Annotated in this window: 22 protein-coding genes; 10 read left to right on the top strand and 12 right to left on the bottom strand. The window is 63.2% G+C overall.

Annotated features, from left to right (window positions below):
• Window positions 1-111 precede the first annotated feature (111 nt).
• Window positions 112-2532, top strand: coding sequence for a VolA/Pla-1 family phospholipase (locus BN1124_RS13340; protein WP_042642690.1), 2421 nt, complete (start codon window positions 112-114; stop codon window positions 2530-2532).
• Window positions 2533-2611: 79 nt separating this feature from the next.
• On the opposite strand, the gene glpG is transcribed toward BN1124_RS13340, so the two are convergent.
• Window positions 2612-3445 (bottom strand): rhomboid family intramembrane serine protease GlpG, encoded by an 834-nt coding sequence (glpG, locus tag BN1124_RS13335; RefSeq protein WP_042642688.1) that lies wholly within the window; start codon window positions 3443-3445, stop codon window positions 2612-2614.
• A 29-nt stretch (window positions 3446-3474) separates the two neighbouring features.
• Entirely contained in the window at window positions 3475-3798 is a 324-nt protein-coding gene (glpE, locus tag BN1124_RS13330) for a thiosulfate sulfurtransferase GlpE (RefSeq protein WP_042642686.1), read from the bottom strand.
• A 167-nt stretch (window positions 3799-3965) separates the two neighbouring features.
• Here glpE and BN1124_RS13325 point away from each other — a divergent pair, with 167 nt between their 5' ends.
• Complete coding sequence (locus BN1124_RS13325) at window positions 3966-4562, top strand: LysE family translocator (RefSeq protein WP_231553647.1); 597 nt, start codon at window positions 3966-3968, stop codon at window positions 4560-4562.
• On the opposite strand, the gene BN1124_RS13320 is transcribed toward BN1124_RS13325, so the two are convergent.
• From BN1124_RS13320 to BN1124_RS13295, 6 genes are all read right to left on the bottom strand, one after another.
• Entirely contained in the window at window positions 4528-5379 is an 852-nt protein-coding gene (locus BN1124_RS13320; RefSeq protein WP_042642684.1) for a helix-turn-helix transcriptional regulator, read from the bottom strand. The genes BN1124_RS13325 and BN1124_RS13320 overlap by 35 nt on opposite strands.
• A gap of 24 nt (window positions 5380-5403) precedes the next feature.
• A complete protein-coding gene (locus BN1124_RS13315) occupies window positions 5404-6105 on the bottom strand; it encodes an ABC transporter ATP-binding protein (protein ID WP_042642682.1) in 702 nt (233 codons plus the stop codon).
• 10 nt (window positions 6106-6115) lie between these two features.
• Window positions 6116-6901 carry a high-affinity branched-chain amino acid ABC transporter ATP-binding protein LivG gene (livG, locus tag BN1124_RS13310; protein WP_269429051.1) on the bottom strand — a complete coding sequence of 262 codons (786 nt, stop codon included), beginning with the start codon at window positions 6899-6901 and terminating at the stop codon, window positions 6116-6118.
• A complete protein-coding gene (locus BN1124_RS13305) occupies window positions 6898-8166 on the bottom strand; it encodes a high-affinity branched-chain amino acid ABC transporter permease LivM (protein ID WP_042642680.1) in 1269 nt (422 codons plus the stop codon). The genes livG and BN1124_RS13305 overlap by 4 nt, the downstream gene beginning before the upstream one ends.
• Before the next feature lie 91 nt (window positions 8167-8257).
• Entirely contained in the window at window positions 8258-9184 is a 927-nt protein-coding gene (livH, locus tag BN1124_RS13300; protein ID WP_033132525.1) for a high-affinity branched-chain amino acid ABC transporter permease LivH, read from the bottom strand.
• A 64-nt stretch (window positions 9185-9248) separates the two neighbouring features.
• Window positions 9249-10370: a branched-chain amino acid ABC transporter substrate-binding protein gene (locus tag BN1124_RS13295; protein ID WP_042642677.1), complete on the bottom strand. Its 1122-nt coding sequence runs from the start codon at window positions 10368-10370 to the stop codon at window positions 9249-9251.
• Between the two features lie 435 nt (window positions 10371-10805).
• On the opposite strand from BN1124_RS13295, the gene BN1124_RS13290 reads away from it, so the two are divergent.
• Window positions 10806-11810 carry a substrate-binding domain-containing protein gene (locus tag BN1124_RS13290; protein WP_042642675.1) on the top strand — a complete coding sequence of 335 codons (1005 nt, stop codon included), beginning with the start codon at window positions 10806-10808 and terminating at the stop codon, window positions 11808-11810.
• A gap of 91 nt (window positions 11811-11901) precedes the next feature.
• On the opposite strand, the gene norR is transcribed toward BN1124_RS13290, so the two are convergent.
• Window positions 11902-13428 (bottom strand): nitric oxide reductase transcriptional regulator NorR, encoded by a 1527-nt coding sequence (norR, locus tag BN1124_RS13285; RefSeq protein WP_042642673.1) that lies wholly within the window; start codon window positions 13426-13428, stop codon window positions 11902-11904.
• Between the two features lie 171 nt (window positions 13429-13599).
• Between norR and norV the strand changes: the two genes are divergently transcribed.
• From norV to tnaA, 6 genes are all read left to right on the top strand, one after another.
• The gene (gene norV / locus BN1124_RS13280) at window positions 13600-15081 is read left to right on the top strand and encodes an anaerobic nitric oxide reductase flavorubredoxin (protein ID WP_042642671.1); all 1482 of its coding nucleotides are present in this window, start codon (window positions 13600-13602) and stop codon (window positions 15079-15081) included.
• Window positions 15078-16256: an NADH:flavorubredoxin reductase NorW gene (norW, locus tag BN1124_RS13275; protein ID WP_042642669.1), complete on the top strand. Its 1179-nt coding sequence runs from the start codon at window positions 15078-15080 to the stop codon at window positions 16254-16256. Before norV ends, norW begins: the two co-directional genes overlap by 4 nt.
• A gap of 47 nt (window positions 16257-16303) precedes the next feature.
• Entirely contained in the window at window positions 16304-16642 is a 339-nt protein-coding gene (locus BN1124_RS13270) for a TehB family protein (RefSeq protein WP_042642667.1), read from the top strand.
• A gap of 142 nt (window positions 16643-16784) precedes the next feature.
• Window positions 16785-18002: a 4Fe-4S binding protein gene (locus tag BN1124_RS13265; protein WP_042642665.1), complete on the top strand. Its 1218-nt coding sequence runs from the start codon at window positions 16785-16787 to the stop codon at window positions 18000-18002.
• 146 nt (window positions 18003-18148) lie between these two features.
• Window positions 18149-18268: a tryptophanase leader peptide gene (tnaC, locus tag BN1124_RS20960; protein ID WP_082041631.1), complete on the top strand. Its 120-nt coding sequence runs from the start codon at window positions 18149-18151 to the stop codon at window positions 18266-18268.
• 201 nt (window positions 18269-18469) lie between these two features.
• Entirely contained in the window at window positions 18470-19936 is a 1467-nt protein-coding gene (gene tnaA, locus BN1124_RS13260; protein WP_042642663.1) for a tryptophanase, read from the top strand.
• A 194-nt stretch (window positions 19937-20130) separates the two neighbouring features.
• Here the strand turns inward: tnaA and BN1124_RS13255 are convergent, their stop codons facing one another.
• A complete protein-coding gene (locus BN1124_RS13255) occupies window positions 20131-20508 on the bottom strand; it encodes a hypothetical protein (protein WP_042642661.1) in 378 nt (125 codons plus the stop codon).
• 321 nt (window positions 20509-20829) lie between these two features.
• Between BN1124_RS13255 and BN1124_RS13250 the strand changes: the two genes are divergently transcribed.
• Window positions 20830-22047 (top strand): aromatic amino acid transporter, encoded by a 1218-nt coding sequence (locus tag BN1124_RS13250; RefSeq protein ID WP_042642660.1) that lies wholly within the window; start codon window positions 20830-20832, stop codon window positions 22045-22047.
• 119 nt (window positions 22048-22166) lie between these two features.
• On the opposite strand, the gene BN1124_RS13245 is transcribed toward BN1124_RS13250, so the two are convergent.
• Together BN1124_RS13245 and BN1124_RS13240 are read right to left on the bottom strand one after the other, a co-directional pair.
• The gene (locus BN1124_RS13245; protein ID WP_042642658.1) at window positions 22167-22649 is read right to left on the bottom strand and encodes a DM13 domain-containing protein; all 483 of its coding nucleotides are present in this window, start codon (window positions 22647-22649) and stop codon (window positions 22167-22169) included.
• Window positions 22650-22817: 168 nt separating this feature from the next.
• Window positions 22818-23222: a hypothetical protein gene (locus BN1124_RS13240; RefSeq protein ID WP_042642656.1), complete on the bottom strand. Its 405-nt coding sequence runs from the start codon at window positions 23220-23222 to the stop codon at window positions 22818-22820.
• Window positions 23223-23556: the final 334 nt, after the last annotated feature.

The following is a 23556-nucleotide window of genomic DNA, read 5'->3' as shown; positions in this document are numbered from 1 at the left end:
TGACCGACCAGATGCTTATAAATTGTTGCGTTTCTGTTAATATGGTTCGGTCGGGTTTGGACGCTACCCCGTCAGGCTCATCATGGATAACAACATAAAAGAGATAAGGATATGAAAAAAAAGCTAATTTATGCAGCGGTCCTCAGTGCGCTACTGAGCGGTTGTGGTGGCAGTGACGATAACAAAGGCGATACCTCAAGCTATCTCGATTACCTGCTGAGTGGCTCCAATGCGACCCGACCCAGCGCCCTGGCCGCCCGCGCCACCGACGGCACCCTGAAGTTCTCGACCGAAACGGCGGATCTCTCCAACCCGGTCTCCGCACTCTCCACCCTGGACGGCTGGTCCACGACCCAGGCCATCCAGATAGTGCCGGTGACAGCCTCCGGCATCACCGTCAAGGCGCCGACGGCCACCGAATTTGGTGCCTCGGTGGCCCCGCTCTATCTGCTGGAGCTGGCATTTGACAGCGCCGCCCTGCGCCCGAGTGGTGTGAAGAAGGTGCTGGTCTACGGGGTAGACTTCGTGGTCGCCGAGTCGGCCGGCAAGCTGAACCTGGTGCCGCTCAAGCCGCTCAACCCCTCTTCCTACTACATGATAGTGGCGACCGATGCGCTCAAAGACAGCAGCGGTAACCCCCTCAAGCCGGGCAGCGACTACAGCAACTACAAGAGCAACACCGGCAGCAATGCCCAGGAACAGACCATCAACGGCCTGATCACCCTGCAGGAAGGGCTGTTCAAGGCTGCCACCGGCATCACCAGCGATCACGTGATCTTCTCCGACTGGTTCGGTACCCAGTCCGGTGCCGATGTGCTGGTGGCGGTGAAAGGGGCTGCTGCCTCTGTGTTGAAGGGCAGCCCGACGCTGGATGCCGCCGTCCTGTGGAAACAGGATGCCAAGGGCAATACCAGTCTGCCCGGCACCTACACCCTGGCGGTGACCGGCAGCAATGCCTTCCTGACCCAGCTGGAGGCCGAGCAGTTCCTGCCGCAAGAGCAGAAGGATGCGATCGCCACCGCCTTCGGCAGCGGTACCCCGCTCAACGGCCTGGCGCAGATCACCAAGGTTTACAGCGGCACGGTCAAGCTACCTTACTTCCTCTCTTCGCCGGCCACCGCCGGTTCCTGGGACAAGGCCAGGACCCAGTCCTGGCACGGCGCCATCCCCAGCCTGTACGCCATCGCCAATGCCCTGAAAGCCTCGGACAGCGAGGTGATCGGTGGCCTGGTGGGCGCCGGCGTGGATCCGGCCCTGCTGGGGGCGCTGATCGCTGATCCAAGCCGCCAGGCCGAGCTGCTGGCGGAGGCGAGCAAGCTGATTGGGGTGACCCTCACCTCCGGCGGTAAGCCGCTGGATGCGGAGCAGAACATAGGCCGCTTCAACCCGCTGCCGATGCTGGAAGAGGTGCAGTCCGTACCGATGCGGATCTTCGCTGCGACGGCAGACCTGAAGACCATCACCGATGTGATCATCTATCAGCACGGCGTCACCTCGGTGAAGGAGAACGCCTACGCCCTGGCCCTGGGCCAGATCGCGGCCGGTGCTGCGGCTGGCAAGAAAGTCGCGGTGGTGGTGATCGATCATCCGCTGCACGGTGAGCGTGGCTTCGCCCTGAGCGGCAGCATGGCGACCGTGACCACCTCCGAGAACCCGACTCCCTATCTGAACCTGAGCTACCTGACGGTGGCGCGGGACAACCTGAAACAGAGCGTGGCGGATCTGCTGGGCCTGCGTCTGGCGGTGGGACTGGCCAATGCCAAGGGAGCCATCGGCGTAGCGGGCGTCAAGGTACACTTCCTGGGTCACTCCCTGGGTGCCATCTCGGGTGCCAACCTGCTGGCGGTCGCCAACCAGTCCATCGGTAATCCCCAGGCGGATGCCCTGTTCAAGTTCGACACCGGTGGCCTGGCCATGCCGGGTGGCGGCATAGCGCCGCTGCTGCTGAACTCGCCGACCTTCGGCCCGACCATCAAGATGGGCGTGCTGACCGGCGGCAGCGCCGAGCTGAAGGCGGCCTTCACCGCCTATGCCCCGAACTGCAAGACGGCGGTGGCGAGCTGCTTCGTCAACGAGTTCCTGCCGAGCCTGGACGCCACCGCTCAGGCGAGCGCGGCCGGTACGCTGCAGAGCTACGTCTTCGCGGCCCAGTCGGTGCTGGATTCGGCTGACCCGATCAACCTGGCGAGCGGCATCAAGGCGGACTTCCCGCTGTTTGCCACCGAGATCGTCGGTGACGGCGCCCTGAGCCTGTCGGATCAGGTGATCCCGAACAGCATCGCGAGCGCGCCGCTGGGGGGCACAGAGCCGCTGTTCCGGGTGCTGGCACTGCAACCGCTGACGGCCAGCGGGGCTGCCAACCACAAGGCGGCTCGCTTCGTGGCCGGTGGCCACAGCTCCTTGCTAGCACCGGATGAGAACTTCGATCCGACCGGCGCCGTGACCACGGAGATGCAGACCCAATTCGGCAGCTTCTTCGCGAGTGGCGGCACCGCGGTCAAGGTGACCGACGCCAGCCTGCTCAAGCAGTAAGCTAGCCGGCCATAAAACAACGCCGCCCCAAGGGGCGGCGTTTTCGTTTTCGGCAATCAGAGCACGGGATGGCAGAGCATCAGGCTGGTCTGTGATGCCTGTCCAGCCAGCCTTGCAGCAGCCCCACCAAGAGGCCGGCCAGATGGGCGATGTTGGCGGTGCGAGTGCCGAGCAGGTCGAAGAAGCCGAGCACCAGCCAGAACAGCATGAAGCCCATCAGCGCCGGCGGCAGGCTGAGGCCGCAATCCGGTTGCAGCTTGGCGCGCAGCCAGCAGTAACCGAGCAGGGCATAGACCACCCCCGAGAGGCCGCCAAACAGCGGGCCGCTCGCGAAGAACTCCGCCACGTTGGGCAGGGCTGCGCCGACGATCAGCAGGATAAACAGCTTGCCGCTGCCGAGGCGCTGCTCTATCTGTCCCCCCAGATACCACCACCACAGCAGGTTGAACACCAGGTGCAGCACCGAGAAGTGGATGAAGGCCGGGGTGATGTAGCGCCACGCCTGCCAGTCGGTGAACTGGGCCAGGGTCGGATGGAACGCCAGCTGGTCGAAGATGGGCAGGCCGATGGCATCGAGGGCATAGATGGCCAGACAGGCGATGATGACCACCAGGGTCAGGGGCCCCGCCTGATGGAGAAAGTCGGTAATGGGGTCCGTCATCCCCTTGCTGTAGTCGATGCGGGCATCGGCCCGGCCGGACTGCCAGGAGGCTTCCATGTAGCGGGGGTGAGTCGGTTCGGCCAGGAAGCGCTTCACCTCCAGCTGGGCCTGGGCGAGGCGCCGTTCGTCCGCCAGCCAGACAGAGACGCCGAGCTCGGACTGGGTCAGCTCGCAGGAGATGCCCAGGGTGGCGAGGTAGTCTACCAATGCCTGTGCCATGCGGGCGTCCCCCAGCACCAGCAGCTGGATCATGCCGGATGAGGGTGAGTTGCCTGCCTCCGTCATGCGTCCCCCGCCTGAATGGGGAACTCCCTGCGCCAGGCCTCGAAGCCGCCATCCAGGCTGTAGACCTGGTCATAACCCTGCTGCTGCAGGTATTGGGCCGCCCCCTGGCTGCTGTTGCCGTGATAGCACATCACTATCACCGGGGTGTCGAAGTCCACCTCGTTCATAAAGCGAACCAGAGAACCATTCGTTAAGTGGAAGGCGCCGACCGCGTGGGCCGCCTCGAACGACTGGGGATCGCGAATGTCCACGAGACGGGCCTCACCGGCCTCCAGCTTCTGGTGGGCATCCTGGGCGCTGATATGGGCAAACTGGTCCATTGAGATGTCCTGCAAATAGATGATTGGCGGTCAGTTTACCGCAAGCGGTGGCTGACGCTAAGCCCGCAATGCGGACTCTCATGCCGCGGGAGCGGGATCGCAATTTCCTTCAATACCCGGCATCGCCCGCTGGCTAGTCTGGGGCTCCCTATCGATGAGGAGTACCCATGGACGCGAGTCTGTTGTTATCCATGGCCGGCTTTGCCCTGGCCATGTCCATCACCCCAGGTCCGGTCAATCTGGTCGCCCTCAGCACGGGGGCCCAGTACGGTTTCTGTGCCAGCCTGCGTCACGTGGTGGGGGCGACCCTTGGCTTTATCCTGTTGCTCCTGTTGATGGGGTTGGGGCTCGGCGCCACCCTGTCACAATGGCCCATGGCGGCTGGCACCCTGCACTGGGGCGGCATCCTCTTCCTCTGTTACATGGCCTGGCAGCTGGTGATGGACGGGGGCAGGGTGGAGCGGGCTGACGGGAAGCCACCCGCCTTCCTGTACGGCGCCCTGATGCAGTGGCTCAACCCCAAGGCCTGGCTGGCTGCCAGCATGGGGATGGGGGCCTATGGCGGCGCCGGTGGCATGGGGCAGGTCGTCTCCTTCACCGCGCTTTATCTGGTGATCTGTCTGGGCTCCATCGCCTGCTGGGCCTATGCCGGCAGTTGTCTGCAGGAGGCCTTGCTCAAGCCCCGTCGACTGCGCTGGTTCAACCGCGCCATGGCCCTGTTGCTGATGTTCAGCGCCGCTTGCCTGGGGTTGGCCGAGGGCTGAGCTGCAACCTGTATTGACCCGGGGTGGCGGCGACCCGTCGTTTGAACTGGCGCTGGAAGTGCGCCTGATCGGCGAAGCCGCTCGCGAGCGCGACCTCGGCCAGGGGTTGCCCCTGCCTGAGCAGGGTGCGGGCGTGGCGGATGCGTTGATCGAGCAGGTAGGCGTGGGGCGTCATGCCGTAATGGTGGCTGAAGGCGCGCACGAAGTGGGAGGGACTGAGCCCGGCGACCGCGCTCAGTTGTTGCAGATTGAGCGCGCTGGCACTGTCGTCCTGCATCAGCTCGGCGGCCCTTTGCAGGTGCAGCGGCGGGCGATCATCCCAGCTGGCGGGGGTCAGCCTGGCCAGCAGCTGGTGGCCAAACAGCTGGCAGGCTACCTCCTTGGCCAGGGGATCCCGCCCCTGCAACAGCGTGCGATGCAGCCGCTGCAATGCCAGATAGAGCACGGGATCCCGGCTCGCCGTCATGTCGAAGGGCCGGAACTCGACCCCCAGTCCCGCCTCTTCCTGCAGGCCGTGCAGCCAGTCGGTGTCGAGGTAGAACATCAGATAGGACCAGGGCTGGTCGGCGATGGGGTTGCAGGCGTGTACCTCTTCCGGGTTCATCAGCACCAGGTGGCCGCTGCCGACCTCCTGATTGCTGCGCTGGTTGAGGTAGTGACTGTGGCCACCCGTGATGGCGCCGATGGAGAAGTGGGCGTGGCTGTGTTTGTCGTAGCAGACGTGGCGGCCATCCTGCACCGCCCGCGTCTCGATAAATGGCAGGGCCGGATCGCACCAGAAGTGGTGGCGATCCGGCCCTGGGTTGGTGCCGCTCATGACGGGCACGATGGCAGCCTGTTGTCAGCCGCCAAGGTAAGCCTGACGCACCGCCGGGTTTGCCAGCAGTGCGGCGCCGCTGTTTTGCAGCACCACCCGGCCGTTCTCCAGCACATAGCCCCTGTCCGCCAGCTTGAGCGCCTGGTTCGCGTTCTGCTCCACCAGGAAGATGGTCATGCCCTTCTCCCGCAGCTGCAATATGGTGTCGAAGATCTGCTGGATGATGATGGGTGCCAGCCCCAGGGAGGGCTCATCCAGCAGCAGCAGGCGCGGCTTGCTCATCAGGGCGCGGCCGATGGCCAGCATCTGCTGCTCGCCGCCGGACATGGTGCCGGCACGCTGCTCGAGTCGCTCGTGCAGGCGCGGGAACATGGTGAACACCTGATCCAGCAACCCGTGCTGTTCCTCCTTGTCGACGAAGAAGGCCCCCATCAGCAGATTCTCCTCCACCGTCAGGCGGGCGAAGATACGGCGCCCCTCCGGCACCACGGCGATGTCCTTGCGCATGATGCGGGCGGTGCTGAGGGAGCTTATCTGCTCCCCCTCGAACCAGATGCTGCCGCTGCTGGGCTTGGGCTCGCCACAGAGCGTCATCAGCAAGGTGGTCTTGCCGGCGCCGTTGGCGCCGATCAGGGTGACTATCTCTCCCTCTTTGACCTCGACGCTGACATCGTGCAGCGCCTGGATCTTGCCGTAGTGGGTCGATACGTTGCGAAGTTCTAACATCTTGTTTTCCTTACGACTCGCCCAGATAGGCCTTGATCACGGCCGGGTTGTTGCGGATATCAATCGGCTTGCCATGGGCCAGCGGCGTGCCCTGATTGACCACGAAGATGCGGTTGGAGATCTCCATTACCAGCTTCATGTCGTGCTCGATCAGCAAAACGGAGACACCAAACTCGTCCCTCAGGCTGGTGATGAGCTCGTTGAGCTCGTCGGTCTCGTGGGGGTTGAGGCCGGCGGCCGGTTCATCCAGCATCAGTAGATCGGGCTTGGTCGCCATGCAGCGGGCGATCTCGAGCCGGCGCTGCTGGCCATAGGCCAGGTTGCCGGCGGCGCGGTTGGCGAGGTCCTTGAGACCCACCTTCTCCAGCCAGAAGGCGGACTGCTCCAGCCCCTCTTTCTCGGCGCGGCGGAAGGCCGGGGTCTTGAACAGACCGGCGACGAAGCTGGTGTTCAGGTGCCTGTGCTGGGCGACCAGCAGATTTTCTACTGCCGTCATCTCCTTGAACAGACGAACGTGCTGGAAGGTGCGCACTATGCCCTTGCGGGCGATGAGGTGGCCGGGCAGGCCCTGGATCTCCTCGCCACGATAGCGGATGGTGCCGCCAGTCGGGCGGTAGAAGCCGGTCAGGCAGTTGAAGATGGTGGTCTTGCCGGCGCCGTTGGGGCCTATGATGGAGATCACCTCCCCCCTTTCCACGTCCAGCTTGACGCCGTTAACCGCCAAGAGGCCACCGAAGCGCATCGACAGATCAGAGACATCCAGCAACTTGCCGCTTGTGTTGTTCATGTTGCTCATTTTTGTAGCTCCAGGTGAGGGCGGCTCATCGGCAGCAGTCCCTGTGGTCGCCAGATCATCATGAACACCATCAGCAGGCCGAACATCAGCATGCGGTACTCGTTGAACTCACGGGCCAGCTCCGGCAGCACCGTCATCACGATGGCGGCCAGCACCACCCCGATCTGGGAGCCCATGCCGCCCAGCACCACTATGGCGAGGACTATGGCCGACTCGATGAAGACGAAGGACTCCGGGCTGATGAAGCCCTGACGCGAGGCGAAGAAGCTGCCGGCGAAGCCCGCGAAGCAGGCGCCTATGGTGAAGGCGGTCAGCTTGATGATGGTGGGGTTGAGGCCCAGCGACTTGCAGGCGATCTCGTCTTCCCGCAGCGCTTCCCAGGCCCGGCCCAGCGGCATGCGCAGCAGGCGGTTGATGACGAACAGGGTGGCGATCACCAGCACCAGCGCCATCAGGTAGAGGAAGATCACCTTGTGGTTGGCGTTGTAGGTGATGCCGAAGAAGTCGTGGAAGGTGCCGAAGCCCCCGTCCTTGACGGTACGGTTGAATTCCAGCCCGCCCAGGGTCGGCTTGGGAATACCGGAGATGCCGTTCGGGCCGCCGGTCAGGCTGGTCATGTTGTTGAGCAGGATGCGGATGATCTCGCCAAAGCCCAGGGTGACGATGGCCAGATAGTCCCCCCGCAGCCGCAACACCGGGAAGCCGAGCAGGAAGCCGAAGGTGGCTGCCGTCAGGCCGGCGATGGGCAGACACTCCCAGAAGCTCAGCCCGAAGTAGGTGTTGAGCAGGGCATAGCTGTAGGCACCGACCGCATAGAAGCCGACGTAGCCGAGATCCAGCAAACCGGCCAAGCCCACCACCACGTTCAACCCCAGCCCCAGCATGATGTAGATCAGCGCCAGGGTGGCCAGATCGATGGCACCGCGCGAGGCCATGAAGGGCCAGCTCACCGCGAACAGCAACACCAGCACGGCGGTGAGGTTATAGAGCTTGGGGGCCTCTTCCGGGCTTGGCAGCACCAGCTTGGTGAAGCCGACGGAGAAGCCGCTGATGGAGGCCTGGAACAGCCTGGATATCTGGCCACGCAGCATCTGGAACCAGAAGACGATGGTGGCGCCCCCCAGCAACCAGGCGAGGGACACATCGAGCCGGCTCACCACCAGCAGGCGGTTGCCGTCGGTCTCGAGTTTGAAGCCGAGCAGCCAGAAGGAGAGCACCAGCAGCATCAGGCTGGCGATACAGGCATGAATAAATTGGCGTTTCATACTTTTTCGACCTCCGGGCGACCCAGGATGCCTGTGATGGTCATGAATAGCGGTACCAGACAGCTGGTACATGCATGGATGAATAGATGTTTCATACCTTCTCGACCTCCGGGCGACCCAGAATGCCGGTCGGCATGAATAACAACACCGCGATCAGCAGGGCAAACGCCATCACATCCTTGTACTCGGTGCTGAGGTAGCCGGCGGTGAGCGCCTCGACTACGCCGAGCAACAGGCCGCCGATGACGGCGCCCGGGATGCTGCCGATGCCGCCCAATACCGCAGCGGTGAAGGCCTTCAAGCCGGCCATGAAGCCGAGGTAGGGGTTGATGACGCCGTAATACATGCCGAGCAGCACCCCGGCCACGGCGGCCAGGGCGGCCCCCAGCACGAAGGTGATGGAGATGACCACGTGGGTGTCGATCCCTAACAGGTTCGCCATCTTGATGTCTTCAGAGCAGGCGCGGCAGGCACGGCCCATGCGGGAGCGGCCGATGAACTGGGTCAGCGCCAGCATGGTGATGAAGGTCACCACGAAGATGATGAGCTGCATGTAGGAGAGGCTGGCCTGGAAGCCGTCCTCGGCCCCGAAGTTCCAGCCGCCGGAGATCAGGGTGGGCATGGCGATATCGCGCGAGCCCTGGGCCATCCGCATCATGTTTTGCAGGAAGATCGACATGCCGATGGCGGAGATGAGGGGGATGAGGCGATTGCCGCCCCGCAGCGGGCGATAGGCGACCCGCTCTATGGTCCAGCCATAGCTGCCGGTGATGATGATACTGACCAGGAAGGCGCCGCCCAGCAGCAGCACAGTGCTGTCGATGCCCATCATGGCGAGCCCTGCCATCACCATGAAGGCGACATAGGAGCCGATCATGTAGACCTCGCCGTGGGCGAAGTTGATCATGCCGATGATGCCGTAGACCATGGTGTAGCCGATGGCGATTAACGCATAGGTGCTACCAATGGTTAACCCGTTCAGCAACTGCTGAACCAGATAAAGAAGGTGTTCGGACATACTGCGTTCCCTGTACTTGCCCGCAAAGAAAGGAGGGGCGACTCACGTCGCCCCAACCGGCAGATTATTTGAGTTGAGTGGAGGTACCGTCGGCGTGCCACTGGAACACACCGAACTCGAAGCCCTTCAGGTCACCGTTCGGTGCCCAGGTCAGGGGACCCATGACGGTGTCGATCGGTGCGGCCTTGATGGCGGCAGCCACGGCAGCAGGATCATCTTCACCCGCCTTGGCGATACCGGCAGCCAGGGTTTGCACCGCGGCATAGGTGGTCCAGACGAAGGGGCCTGAGGAGTCCTGACCCTTGGCCTTGAACGCTTCGACGATGGAGGCGTTGGCAGGCAGCAGGTCATATTTGTTCGGCAGGGTGACCAGCAGGCCTTCGGAAGCCGGGCCGCCGATGGCGGAGATGTCCTTGTTACCCACGCCTTCCGGACCCATGAACTTGGCCTTCAGACCCTTCTCGCCAGCCTGACGCAGGATCAGACCCAGCTCCGGGTGGTAGCCGCCGTAATAGACGAAGTCCACGTTCTCTTTCTGCAGCTTGGCGATCAGGGCGGAGAAGTCCTTGTCACCGGCGGTGATGCCTTCAAACGCCACTACCTTGACGCCAGCCTTGTCCAGCGCAGCCTTGACGCTGGAGGCGATGCCTTCACCGTACTGCTTCTTGTCGTGGATGACGGCCACGCGCTGGGGTTTGACCTGCTCGATGATGTATTTGGCGGCGGTCGGACCCTGGTCGCTGTCCAGGCCTATGGTACGCATGGTCAGCTGATAGCCACGCTCGGTGATCTTGGGGTTGGTGGAGGCCGGGGTGATCATCAGCACGCCTTCATCTTCATAGATGTCGGAGGCGGGCAGGGTGTTGTCGGAACAGAGGTGGCCGACCACGAACTTGACGCCGTCGTTGATCACCTTGTTGGCGATGGCCACGGCTTGCTTGGGATCGCAGGCGTCGTCATAGATGACGGCTTCGATCTGCTTGCCCTTGATGCCGCCCGCCTTGTTGATCTGCTCGACCGCCATCTTGCCGCCGGTGAACTGCATGTCACCGTACTGGGCGACCGGGCCGGTCAGCGGGCCGGCGATGCCGATCTTGATGGTATCGGCCGCGTTGGCCATGGAAACCGATCCAAACAGAGCCAAAGAAACCGCTGCTCTGATTGCCATTTTGCTCAAGTTATGCATTGATTCGTCCCTTAATCAGTGAAATGTTTCGTTTTTTGCGCATCATTCCGAGCCTGTATCCCGTCAGCCCGGTAATAGACAAGGTTCTATCATCCCTCGCCCTGCGATGACAAGATGTTAAAGATACTAACCGGGGAGGGGGTGGTAGTGATTTTTCAGAACTAATGCGCTATTGGTTGTCTATTTTTGGAGTTTAATATCGCCATGATGGCGTAACATACATATAACAAATTGTCATGGTGACAATTGTCAGAGTAAAAAGCTGGCGATATTTCGCTCTGCGCCTGCTCTCATTTTGACCAAAATTCGTTTGCGCAAATAGAAATGTCCGCCTAGATTAGCCAGCATTGACAATTCGCTGGCAGCTCCCGTTAAAACCAAGCCTTTATTCGGGAAATCTGCTACTGTTCCGCTTTTGATCTTCAGGAGACAGAGATGGCAACTATCAAGGATGTCGCTTCCCGTGCAGGCGTATCCATCTCCACCGTCTCACATGTACTCAATCACACCCGTCGGGTCAGCGAAGATGCGACTCAAAAAGTGCTTGAGGCGGTGGCAGAACTCAACTACGCGCCCAACTCGGTGGCGCGCAGCCTCAAGATAAATTCGACCAAGACCATAGGCATGCTGGTGACCACCAGTGCCAACCCCTTCTTCGCGGAAGTGGTGCAGGGGGTGGAAGCCTACTGCTTCGAGCAGGGCTACAGCCTGATCCTGTGCAACACCGAAAACCAGCCGCCCCGTCAGCAGCACTATCTGCGCATGCTGATGGAGAAGCGGGTGGATGGCCTGCTGGTGCTGGGGACCGACATCGACACCCCGCTGCGCGACATGCTGCGGATCCACAAGAACGTGCCACAGGTGGTGCTGGACTGGGGCACAGAGTGCGATTTCGCCAACGTGATCAACGACAACGCCCGCATAGGCGCGCGTCTGGCGGTGCGTCATCTGCTGGAGCAGGGCCATAAAGAGATCGTCTGCATCACGGGCCAGCTCTCCAAGCCGACCACCCAGCAGCGGCTGGACGGGGTGCGCGATGCCCTGGGCGAACATGGCCTGACCCTGAAGGACGAGCAGATCTTCGAGGGGGACTACGAGAGCCAGAGCGGCTTCGATGCCATGCAGCGCATCCTGGCCCTGAACCCGCGCCCGACCGCGGTGTTTGCCTTCGACGATCCCATGGCGATCGGCGCCATCTGCGCCGCCTGGGAAGCCGGGGTCAAGGTGCCTGATGACATCTCCATGATCGGCTATGACGACGTGGAGATGGCGCGCTTCTCCAGCCCGCCGCTCACCACCATCCGTCATCCCAAGGCCGAGCTCGGCCTGCTGGCGGTGCAGCATCTGGTGAGCCGGATCCGCAACAAGGCCCTGGAAGTCGAGTCCATGACGGTTCAGCCTGAGCTGATCGTCCGCCGCTCGGTCAAATCCCTGCGCTGATCCCTGCGCCGCTGACAGGGCGCATCAGGTGCAACGAAAAACCCCCTCCGTCAGGAGGGGGTTTTTGTTTTTGGGCGCTGCGCGCCTTGTCTCAGTCCTTGAGGCCGAGCCGCCGGGCTAGGCGGTGCAGGTTGCCGCTGTCGAGCTCCAGGGCGCGGGCAGTGGCGGCCCAGTTGCCGTCATGGGCCGTCAGGGCCTGCTCTATCAGGGTGAGCTGGAAGGCGTCGGTGGCGGCCCGCAGCCCGAGCCCGCCGGGCAAGGGGGCAACCGGCGCCACGCCGGGGCTGGTGGACGGGGGCAGGGGGCCGGCCGCCAGATTGAAGTGGTGACTGGCGAGGGTGGGGGCCTGGTTGCCCTGCTCGGCCCGCGCCAGCACGGCCGCCCTGTGAATGGCGTGCTCCAGCTCCCGCACGTTGCCAGGCCAGTCATGGCGGCCGAGCAGTTGCAGCGCCTGGGGCTGAATGCGCAGCCGCTCCAGCCCCAGGCTGACCCGGCAGCGTTCGCAAAAATAACCGGCAAGCAGGGGGATGTCGTCCGGCCGCTCCCGCAGCGCGGGGGCGTGGATCGGGAAGACGCTCAGCCGGTGATAGAGATCGGCCCGGAACTGCCCCTCGACCACCGCCTGCTTCAGATCCCGGTTGGTGGCGGCCAGGATGCGTACGTTCACCTTGAGCGGGGTGTCGTCACCGATCCGCTGCAGGTCGCCGTATTGCAGCACCCGCAGCAGCTTGGCCTGTAGCGGCAGGGAGAGCTCACCTATCTCGTCGAGAAACAGGGTGCCCTTGTCCGCCAGCTCGAACTTGCCCGCCCTGTTGTGGATGGCGCCGGTGAAGGCCCCCTTCACGTGACCGAACAGCTCGCTCTCCGCCACCGACTCCGGCAGGGCGGCGCAGTTGAGGTAGACCAGGGGCGCGCTGGCGCGCGGCGAGCCCTGATGCACCGCCTTGGCGACCAGCTCCTTGCCGACCCCCGTCTCCCCCAGGATCAGCACGTTCAGCTCCGAGCTCGCGACCACGGCTATCTCGTGGCGCAGCTGAGCCATGGCGGGGGAGTGGCCTATCATCTCCGGCTGGCCCGGGCCGGGCTGGGCGCCGGGGGCCAGCGGCTCGCTGCTCTGGCGGGCGAGCCGCTCCAGCAGCAGGGCGTTGCTGAGGGCGGCGGCGGCCAGGGCCCCCACCAGGCGCAGCTCCTCGTCGCTGATGCCGTCGAACTGGGTCGGGTTCATGCCGTCTATGGTCAGGGCGCCGATCAGCGCCTGATCCGCGAACAGCGGCAGGCCGACGCAGGCGTGCACCCTGAAGTCGTCGTGATCCGGGATCAAGCCGTCATAGGGGTCGGGCAGGCTGCTGTCGGCGGGGAAGCGCACCACGTCGCCGGCGCGGGCGATGGCCTCCATGCGCGGGTGATCCGCCAGCGCGAAGCGGCGGCCCAGCACGTCCTGCATCAGGCCGTCGATGGCCAGCGGGATGAACTGGCCCCCCTCGTAGCGCAGCAGGGCCGAGGCATCGGAGTGCAGCAGGCTGCGCACGCTCTGGATCAGGCGGTGAAAGCGGTCCTGGTGGGAGATGCCGAGTTGCAGGTCGAGGGCGATGCGCGCCAGGCTGTCGGTCGAGATCACAGTGATTGTCCAAATGACAGTGTGTTTGTGATTTTGACTATAGAGATCGGCTGTCTTAATGACAATGAGTGTTTTGCGTTCATTGTAAAAACAATGAGTTACAAGTTGGCACGTCAACTGCAATAGCTGGTTCAGTCGCACATTCGCTATTGTATTCTGAGGAACAACTTGATGAGCATCCACGTCAAAAACAACATTCACTGGGTCGGCCAACGGGACTGGGAAGTTCGTGACTTCCACGGCACCGAGTACAAGACCCACAAGGGCACCAGCTACAACAGCTACCTCATCCGCGAAGGGAAGAACGTGCTGATCGACACCGTCGATCACAAGTTCAGCCGGGAGTTCGTGCAGAACCTGGCGGCAGAGATCGATCTCGCCAGCATCGATTTCGTGGTGATCAACCACGCCGAGGAGGATCACGCCGGCGCCCTGACCGAGCTGATGGCCCGCATCCCCGGCACCCCCATCTATTGCACCCACAACGCCATCGACTCCATCACCGGCCACCACCATCACCCTGAGTGGAACTTCCACCCGGTCAAGACGGGCGACAGCCTGGACATCGGCAACGGCAAGCAGCTGGTGTTTATCGAGACCCCCATGCTGCACTGGCCCGACAGCATGATGACCTACATGACCGAAGATGCGGTGCTCTTCTCCAACGACGCCTTCGGTCAGCACTACTGCGACGAGCACCTGTTCAACGACGAGGTGGATCAGACCGAGCTGATGGAGCAGTGCCAGCGCTACTACGCCAACATCCTCACCCCCTTCAGCCCGCTGGTGACCGCCAAGATCAAGGAAGTGCTGGGCTTCAACCTGCCGGTGAGCATGGTGGCCACCTCCCACGGCATCGTCTGGCGCGAGGATCCCACCCAGATCATCCTCAAGTATCTGGAGTGGGCGGATCAGTATCAGGAGGACCGCATCACCCTGTTCTACGACTCCATGTCCAACAACACCCGCATGATGGCCGATGCCATCGCCCAGGGCATCCACGAGGTGGACCCAGGCGTGGCGGTGAAGATCTTCAACGTGGCCCGCCACGACAAGAACGAGATCCTGACCCAGGTGTTCCGCTCCAAGGGCATTCTGGTGGGCTCCTCCACCATGAACAACGTCATGATGCCCAAGGTGGCGGGCATGCTCGAGGAGATCACCGGCCTGCGGTTCCGTAACAAGCGCGCCTCGGCCTTCGGCAGCTACGGCTGGACCGGTGGCGCCGTGGACCGCATCCAGACCCGGCTGATGGACGCGGGCTTCGACATCAGCCTCTCCCTCAAGACCAAGTGGCGGCCGGATGGCTCGGCGCTGGCCGAGTGCCGCGAGCATGGCCGCCAACTCGCCCGCCAGTGGGCGCTGCACCCGCTGGAGGCATCCCGTCCGATCACCACAACCGCCGTGACGGCGGCGCCTGTGGTGGTAGCTCAGGCCTCTCAAGCCGCCGCCCCGGCTGCCAGCACGCTGGACGATGACCAGAGCATGCTCTGCGTGGTCTGCCAGTGGGTCTATGACCCGGCCCTGGGCGAGCCGGATCAGCTGGTAGCGCCGGGCACTCCCTGGGCCCGGGTGCCGGACAGCTTCCTCTGCCCCGGCTGCGGCATCGGCAAGGAGGTGTTCGAACCCTGCGCGCTGGAGGCCTGCGTATGAATGCAGCAACCCTGAATGACGCTGGCACCAGCCGGGAGATTGTGGTGATCGGTAGCGGCTTCGCCGCCCAGCAGCTGGTCAAGAGCCTGCGCAAGCTGGATGCCGGGCAGCCCATCCGCCTTATCACCGCCGATGGCGGTGATGAGTACAACAAGCCGGACTTGAGCCACGTGGTGAGCCGCGATTGCGCCGCCGCCGCCATGACCCGACTGAGCGGTGCCGAATTTGCCGAGCAGCAGCGCATCACGCTGCTGCCCCACTGCCCGGTGCGATCCATCGATCCCGCCCGGCGGGTGGTAAAGACCGAGCAGGGGGAGTTCCCCTATGGCCAGCTGGTGCTGGCGACCGGTGCCAGCGCGGCCCGTCCCCCCATCCCGGGAGCCGAGTTGCTGATCACCCTCAACAGCCAGCAGGAATATGCCGCCGCCGAGACCAGGATCCGGCAGGCCAGCCGCATCATGGTGCTGGGGGCGGGTCTCATTGGCTGCGAGCTGGCGATGGACATGGCGAGCGCCGGGAAAGAGGTCACCCTGCTGGACTTGGCCGACAGCCCGCTGAGCACCCTGTTGCCGGCGGCCCTGAGCCAGCCGTTGCTGCAGGCGCTGCGCGAGCAGGGAGTGAAGCTGCAACTGGGACAGGGCATTGCCGGCTTAGGCCCGCAGGATCCGGATCGTCCAAGCGATGGCTTGCTCGTTACCCTCAGCGACGGCCGCATCAGTGAACAGGATCTGGTGATTGCCGCCATCGGTCTCAAGCCAAATCTGGCCCTGGCCGAGAGCGCCGGGCTCGAGGTGGGCCGTGGCATCCGGGTCGATGACAGGCTGCAGACCAGCGATACCCATATCTTCGCGCTGGGGGATGGCATCGAGTGGCGGGGGCAGCTGCTTCCCTTCCTGCAACCCATAGTGCTGGGGGCCAACGCCCTGGCCAAGACCCTACTCGGCACGCCGACCGCGCTGACCCTGCCCCCCATGCTGGTGAAGGTGAAGACGCCGCTCTACCCGCTGCAACTGGCAGGCCGTACCCTGGGTGAGGATCTCGCCTGGCAATGCCGCTGGAATCGCCAGGGCATGGTAGCCGAGGCCCACGGTGCCGATGGCGAGCTGTGCGGCTTCGTGGTGGGGGGCGATCAGATGAGTGCCGCCTTCCCGCTGCTGCGCCAGCTGCCCCGTTGATTCATTGATTGAGGCCGGGTCGACCCGGCCCTCTGAGGAGAAAACTGATGTCACTGCACCTTATTCCCGCCCACTGGGTGGTTCGTCGCTCCACTCCCTTCTTCACCCGTCAGAGCGTGCCCCAGGCCCTGCTCACCCATCACAACACCGCGGCCGGCGTGTTCGGCCAGCTCTGCGTGATGGAGGGTACAGTCACCTACCACGGCTTTGCCAACGAGCAGGCCGAGGAGCCGGAGATAAGCCTGGTGATCCGGGCCGGCCAGTTTGCCACCAGTCCGCCCCAGTACTGGCACAGGGTCGAGCTGTCCGAGGATGCCCGCTTCAACATCCACTTCTGGGCCGAGCAGGGTTCGTCGGATCAGCCCCTGTTCAACAGCCGGAAATAATAAGGTTCAACAGCCGCAAGGGGTGAGTCACCGGGGGAGGCGATCGGTGCGAATGACCCCCACTGCCCATGCAGATCAAAATAATCAACTCAGATGTTCGTTATCCTGAGCCCCTGATCCGAATGAGCGCAGTGGGGGAAGAATGAGTGTGATCGAAGCCGTGACCATGGCCTCTGGCCTGGTCTATCTGGTCCTGCTGTTGTGGCAGGGGCGTAGCGGTTGGGTCTGGACTCTCTCCCTCGTGCTTGCCGGTGCCGTCTGGCTGGTGGCGGCGGACTCGGTGCTCTGGCTCGCGCTGGGGCTGGTGGTCGGCGGCCTCGGCCTGCTGCATCGCCTCCGGCCCTTGCCGGCGCTGGCCGAGATCAACAGCCAGTCGCTGCGGGGGTGGACCCGCCACCTGCTGCTGTTCTGCTGGGGGCTGGTGACGGTGCAGTACGGCATCTATATCTGGCAGCTGGGGCAGGGGGAGACCCCCTTGCTGATGCGCCCGGACGTGGTGGACGGCTTCCTGCCCATCGCCGGCGGGCTCGGGTTGCGGGCCTGGCTCAGCCAGGGCATTCAGGATCCCCACCATCCGGCGGCGACCATCACGGTGCTGGTGCTCAGCCTGTCGGCCCTGCTGCTGGGGCGGGCGTTCTGCTCCTGGTTCTGTCCGCTCGGGCTGGTGGGGGAGTGGCTGCACGGCCTGCGCTCGCGCCTGCTGCCGGGGGAGTGGACGCCGCCGCGCTGGCTGGACCTTGTCCTGCGTGGCCAGAAGTTCCTGGTGCTCTGCTTCCTGCTGTTTATCGTGTTGATCGCGGTGCCAAGCATTGCCCTGCCCGGCTACTTCATCAGCCCCTACCATCAGGCGGCGGACATGAAGATGGGGGCCTTCTTCTTCAACCTGAACCTGATCTCCAGCCTCTGCCTCGGCTGGGTGCTGCTGCTCACCGTCGCCTTCCGGCAGGGCTTCTGCCGCTACCTCTGTCCCTACGGCGGCTGGCTGTCTTTGCTCGGTCTGCTGACTCCCCTGCGCATTCGCCGGGATCCGGCCCGCTGCCTGCGTAGCCAGGGCCACGACTGCGACAAGTGCAGCCGGGCCTGCCCATCCCGCATCCAGGTGCATCAGCTGATCGCGGTGCAGAGCCTCGAGTGCACCAGCTGCCTGAGCTGCGTCGCCGCCTGCCCCAAGCGGGCCGATGCACTGCACCTTGGCAGCCCGCGTCGGCGGCTCAGCCCCGCCTGGCTGCTGGGGTTGCTCTGCCTGTTGCTGCTGGTGCTGCCGCTGCTCTCCCATGGCCTGCTGGATACCTGGGTCAGCCAAACGTCGTTGGAACAGCGCCACTGGCTGCTGCAACGGCTACCCTGGCTGAACCACTGAGGCCGGCTCGGCCGGGAAATATTGAGTTTTTCCTGGCTCAATAGAGTTAACGGGGGAGTGGCCATATATCCCTCCCCCCGATAAAACTGTTAACGCCATCCCAATTTGCTCATCTGGCAATTGCGAATGAATAAAGGCCAACCATAATGACCCATGTTAATTCGGCGTTATTCAATCACCAGATGAGCAATAACATGGCTACCCTGATTGCTTCCCCCAAGTGGTTTACCCTGGATCACAAGATCGCCTTCTTCTTCCCGCTGTAATTCCCCGTGGCCGCTTGGCTATTGCTGACAATAAACCAGGCCTGCCCAAACTCCTGAATCTAAATAATCTGCAACCTCGCTCGCCATATTGATTGGTGGGTCGCTGGCGTGCACCCGATCTCATGCCATTATTTCCGCCAACTATTAATTAGGGCGGAGGCTGAGACTCATCCTGAATATTTAAAGTTGGATATCCATACCATGGAAAACTTCAAGCATCTTCCCGAGCCGTTTCGTATTCGTGTCATCGAGCCGGTCAAGCGCACCACCCGCGCCTACCGGGACGAGGCCATAGTCCGGGCGGGCATGAACCCCTTCCTGCTGGACAGCGAGGACGTGTTCATCGACTTGCTGACCGACAGCGGCACCGGCGCCATCACCCAGAACATGCAGGCCGCCATGCTGCGCGGCGATGAGGCCTACAGCGGCAGCCGCAGCTATTATGCGCTGCAGCAGGCGGTGCAGGAGATCTTCGGTTATTCGCTGACCATCCCCACCCACCAGGGGCGCGGCGCCGAGCAGATCTACATCCCCGTGCTGATCAAGAAGCGGGAGCAGGAGAAGGGGCTGGATCGCAAGAAGATGGTGGCGCTCTCCAACTACTTCTTCGACACCACCCAGGGCCACACCCAGATCAACTGCTGCGTGGCGAAGAACGTCTATATCAAGGAGGCGTTCGATACCTCGGTCACCGCCGACTTCAAGGGCAACTTCGATCTGGTGAAGCTGGAGGAGGCCATCCTGGAGGCGGGCCCGGCCAACGTGCCCTACATCGTCAGCACCATAACCTGCAACTCCGCCGGCGGCCAGCCGGTCTCCATCGCCAACCTGAAGGCGGTGTATGAAATCGCCCGCAAGTACGACATCCCGGTGATCATGGATTCGGCCCGCTTCGCCGAGAACGCCTACTTCATCCAGCAGCGCGAGCCTGGCTACGCCGACTGGAGCATAGAGGCGATCACCATGGAGTCCTACAAGTACGCGGATGGCCTCGCCATGTCCGCCAAGAAGGACGCCATGGTGCAGATGGGCGGCCTGCTCTGCTTCAAGGACGACAGCATGCTGGACGTCTACACCGAGTGCCGCACCCTGTGCGTGGTGCAGGAGGGCTTCCCGACTTACGGCGGCCTGGAGGGGGGCGCCATGGAGCGGCTCGCGGTCGGCCTGCGCGACGGCATGCGCCAGGACTGGCTGGCCTATCGCATCGGCCAGGTGCAGTACCTGGTGAACGGGCTGGAGGCCATCGGCGTGGTGTGCCAGCAGGCCGGCGGTCACGCGGCCTTCGTGGACGCAGGCAAGCTGTTGCCCCACATTCCGGCGGATCAGTTCCCGGCCCACGCCCTGGCGTGCGAGCTCTACAAGGTCGCCGGCATCCGGGCGGTGGAGATCGGCTCATTGCTGCTGGGGCGCGATCCCGCCACCGGCAAGCAGCACCCCTGCCCGGCGGAGCTGCTGCGCCTGACCATACCGCGCGCCACCTATACCCAGACCCACATGGACTTCGTCATCGAGGCGTTCGGCGAGGTGAAGAAGAACGCCAAAAACGTCAAGGGTCTCGACTTTATCTATGAGCCGGCGGTGCTGCGCCACTTCACCGCCCGATTGAAAGAGGTGGAGCCAGGGGTGCCGACCGTCAGCAAACAGCAAGGCAGCCTGATCGAGGCATGACGAAGGCGAGGGGCGGACTATGCTGCCTCCCTTCACCCTGCAAACGGTGAGTAAAGACATTTGGCATCAAGGCAGTGACTTATGTTGTGAAAGGCAATCATGGTAATTGCTTATGCTGCCAAATAAGGGCCCTGAATCGAGGGTCGGATACTTAGATGTCACGATGTAAAACGGCGCCCTCGGGCGCCGTTTTCTTATGGCTGGGGTTGGCGTCGCATAAACAGGGCCAGCATGATCCCCATGGCGATCAGCACCGCCAGGGAGGAGACGGCGAGCAAGGGATCGAGCCGCTCTGGCGGCATCAGCCGGCCGTAGAGCAGGTAGAGCCCAACCGACATCACCAGCGCCCCCAGCTGGTGCAGGTAGAACTGGATGCACGCCAGCCGTCCGCCAGGGTTGCCGAGCCACAATCGGTGGCAGAGGGCATAGATAAACGAGACCACGAAACCGACCAGCATGATGTGGGCATGGGTCACGAACTGGCTGTGATCCTTGCTGGCGGCCATATAGATGCCGAGCACCATGCCGAGCAGGGCATAGCAGAGGGCGCTGATGACGAACTTCCTGTCCATGGGGTGGCTCCTTGCCGTGAAAACCGGCTTGAGTATAGTGCCGCACCTCCCGCAGACGGGGGCTCGCCGGGGAATAACCCCACAGGGATGACGCCAACATTTGATACCCGGGGGTGAGCAGGGTAAAGTCACACCCCCAAAATGGCGGCCCTGCTGCCATCTTGGGATCGGTAGCTAGCCTCACGTCTTGCCTCGCTGACGCAGCAGCAAGCGGCTGGGTACCGATAGTACAGATGAGCGCGATCTTACGATGACAACCGGCGTAGCAGATGCAACGGTCCGCGGTCGCGACCAGATCAACAATCGTCTTTGGGGAAGTAAATGGAACATAAACCATCGTTGGTGGGCGGGGCATGCATCATTGCCGGCGTCTGTGTGGGAGCTGGCATGCTGGGGCTGCCGAGTGCGGGGGCGGGTGCCTGGGCCCTCTGGTCCATGCTCGCGGTGGCGCTGACCATGGTGGTGATGACGGTCTCCGGCTGGATGCTGCTTGAATCCTATCGGGGCTATCCTCTGCGCGTCTCCTTCGATACCGTGACCCGGGATCTGCTGGGGAACAAGGTCAACGCCCTCAACAACTTAAGCGTCTATTTCGTCGGCGGCATCCTGCTCTACGCCTACATCACCTCGGCGGGCCTCATTATCGAGGGGATGACCGGGCTCGGCAGCCAGTGGGCCTCGGTGCTCTTCACCCTGGGCTTCTCCTTCGTGGTGTGGCACTCCACCCGGGCGGTGGACCGCATCTCTATCCTGCTGGTGATCCTGATGGGGCTGAGCTTCGCCTTCGGCATCTCCGGCATGTCCATGAACATCCGCCTGGATCTGCTGCTCGACAGGGTTGGCAGTGAGCACAGCTACGCCCCCTATGCCCTGGTGATGCTGCCGGTGGCGCTCACCTCCTTCGGTTATCACCACTCGGTGTCGTCCATGCGCGCCTACTACGGCGAGGAGCGCCGCGCCAGTCGCGCCATCCTCGGTGGCACCGTGATCGCGCTCGCCTTCTACCTCATCTGGCTGGCCAGCGTGTTCGGCAACCTGCCGCGCAGCGAGTTCGGTCCGGTGATCGAGCAGGGCGGCAACGTGGATGCCCTGCTCAAGGCGCTGGGATCCGTCATCGAATCCGAAGCGGTGGCGAGCGCCCTCAACGCCTTCTCCATGGCGGCCATCCTCTCCTCCTTCATCGGGGTGGGGCTCGGGGTGTTTGACTACCTGGCGGATCTGTTCAAGTTCGACAACGACCGCGGCGGCCGTACCAAGTCCTGGGCCCTGACCTTCCTGCCGCCGCTGCTGCTCTCCCTGCTGTTCCCGTTCGGCTTCCTGGTCGCCATCGGTTATGCGGGCGCCGTGGCCACCCTCTGGACCTGCATCATTCCGCCCCTGCTGGCCTGGAAGGTGCGTTCGGCCCAGGGTGACAAGGGCGAAGGCTTCCGTGCCCCGGGCGGGGTGCTGATGATCGCCCTGGTGATCCTGTTCGGGGTGCTGACCGCCGCCTTCCACCTGCTCAACATGGTGGGCTGGCTGCCGGCCTATACCGGCTGAAGCAGATGATATTCAGCTCCCGCATCGAGTCGGGGGAATAGCAAAACGGCGCCTGCGGGCGCCGTTTTTGTGGGTTTTAATGCTTTATGCTGCCCTGGTCACACCGATAGTCAGCATGATCAGTGGTTTTGATACTGGGCAGCGGTAATGAATTGTCCGAACGTCTCACACCAGATGATCACGCTGTCGTAGTCAGCAGGATCCACATTGGTCGGCAGCGGCACGATAAAGTTGTCGAAGGTCTTCACCGGCCCGATATGCACCATCTGCGGCTTCAGGCGGACGAAGTCCGCCTCCGTCTCCACAAAGGTCGGCGACAGATAGAGTTGATAGTCGGGCCCAGGTGCCAGCTGGCCCATCAGGCTGATGGCGTCCGGCCCTATGCTCACCCGCCCCTCTCCCCAGTGCAGCCGATCGCTGTCTTTCAAGTCCCGCTTGAAGGTGCCTTGATAGGTCGCCTGCGCCTGGCTGGCCGCAACCTGCTCGCCACTCGGGGCGGGTGGCGCTATCAGGATCGGCAGCAGATAGATGCCGGCGGCAAAGCCAGCGCCCCCTACCAGCAGATGGGTAGCCAGCAGCAGGGCCAGGGTCTTGCGTCGCATAACGCCTCGAGCGTCGATGAGTGGATGGCTCTACCCTAGCAGCGGGAGAGGGTCGTGCCCACTCCCCGATACGAGGGTGCACGCGAGAAGAGCTTTATGTTGGCGTGTGCCAAGAAGGAGCCTCATGGGCTCCTTCTTGTTGCTCACACGGGCAATGCAGGCGCCGGTTTAGCGAATGCCGACCGACAGGGAATGGGGCACCTTGGCGCCGTTGCGGGCGGTGGCGCGCATCTGGAAGACCTGGATCAGGTACTTGCCCGACTTGGGCAGGGTGCCTTGCCATTTTGCACCCACATAGCCGTTGCCCAGCGCCGCCGCCTGGCCGGGCAGATCCCCCGGTGCGAAGACATTGAAATTGGCGTTGTTGCTGCCGGTGATGTCGACCGTCATGGTCTGGCCTGCCTTGGCGCTCAGGGTGTAGTTGATGCTGTCATAGCCGGAGAAGCTGCCATCCACCTTGGCGCTGTGCGCCCCCTTGGCGAATTGCACCGGCACCGTGGTCACCTTGTCTGCCGCCTGCGCCGTGGTGGCCATCATCATGGCCAGCAGGGCGGCCGTTACCGCTTTTTTCATTACTCATTGCTCCTGTGACAGGGCCCCTCAGCTTGGGGCCTCGAGCGAAAGCGTTGCCTGAAACAGGCGGCGGCGCCACCGAATTGATGAGGCCGCGATACATAGGCGAGAGTGGGGGATGTTGCGAGATCTGGGGTATTGGCAGGCGGACATCATGCCCTTTGGCTGCCAGCCAGATAAACGCAACGTCAGTGGAATTGGATGCAGAGGATTGCTTGGCGGGTGGGGGGATTTTGTCAACGCGGTGTTTACGCAGGGGGCGCGCGGTGCGGCCGTGAGTCTGCGACAAAACCGATCGTCAACCTGGCGGTGAGCAGGGGCGGCACAACCCTGC

Source organism: Aeromonas eucrenophila (genome assembly GCF_000819865.1).
Lineage (GTDB): Bacteria > Pseudomonadota > Gammaproteobacteria > Enterobacterales > Aeromonadaceae > Aeromonas > Aeromonas eucrenophila.
Note: the sequence above shows the minus strand (reverse complement) of the source record. Positions and strands in the feature narration are given on the sequence as shown.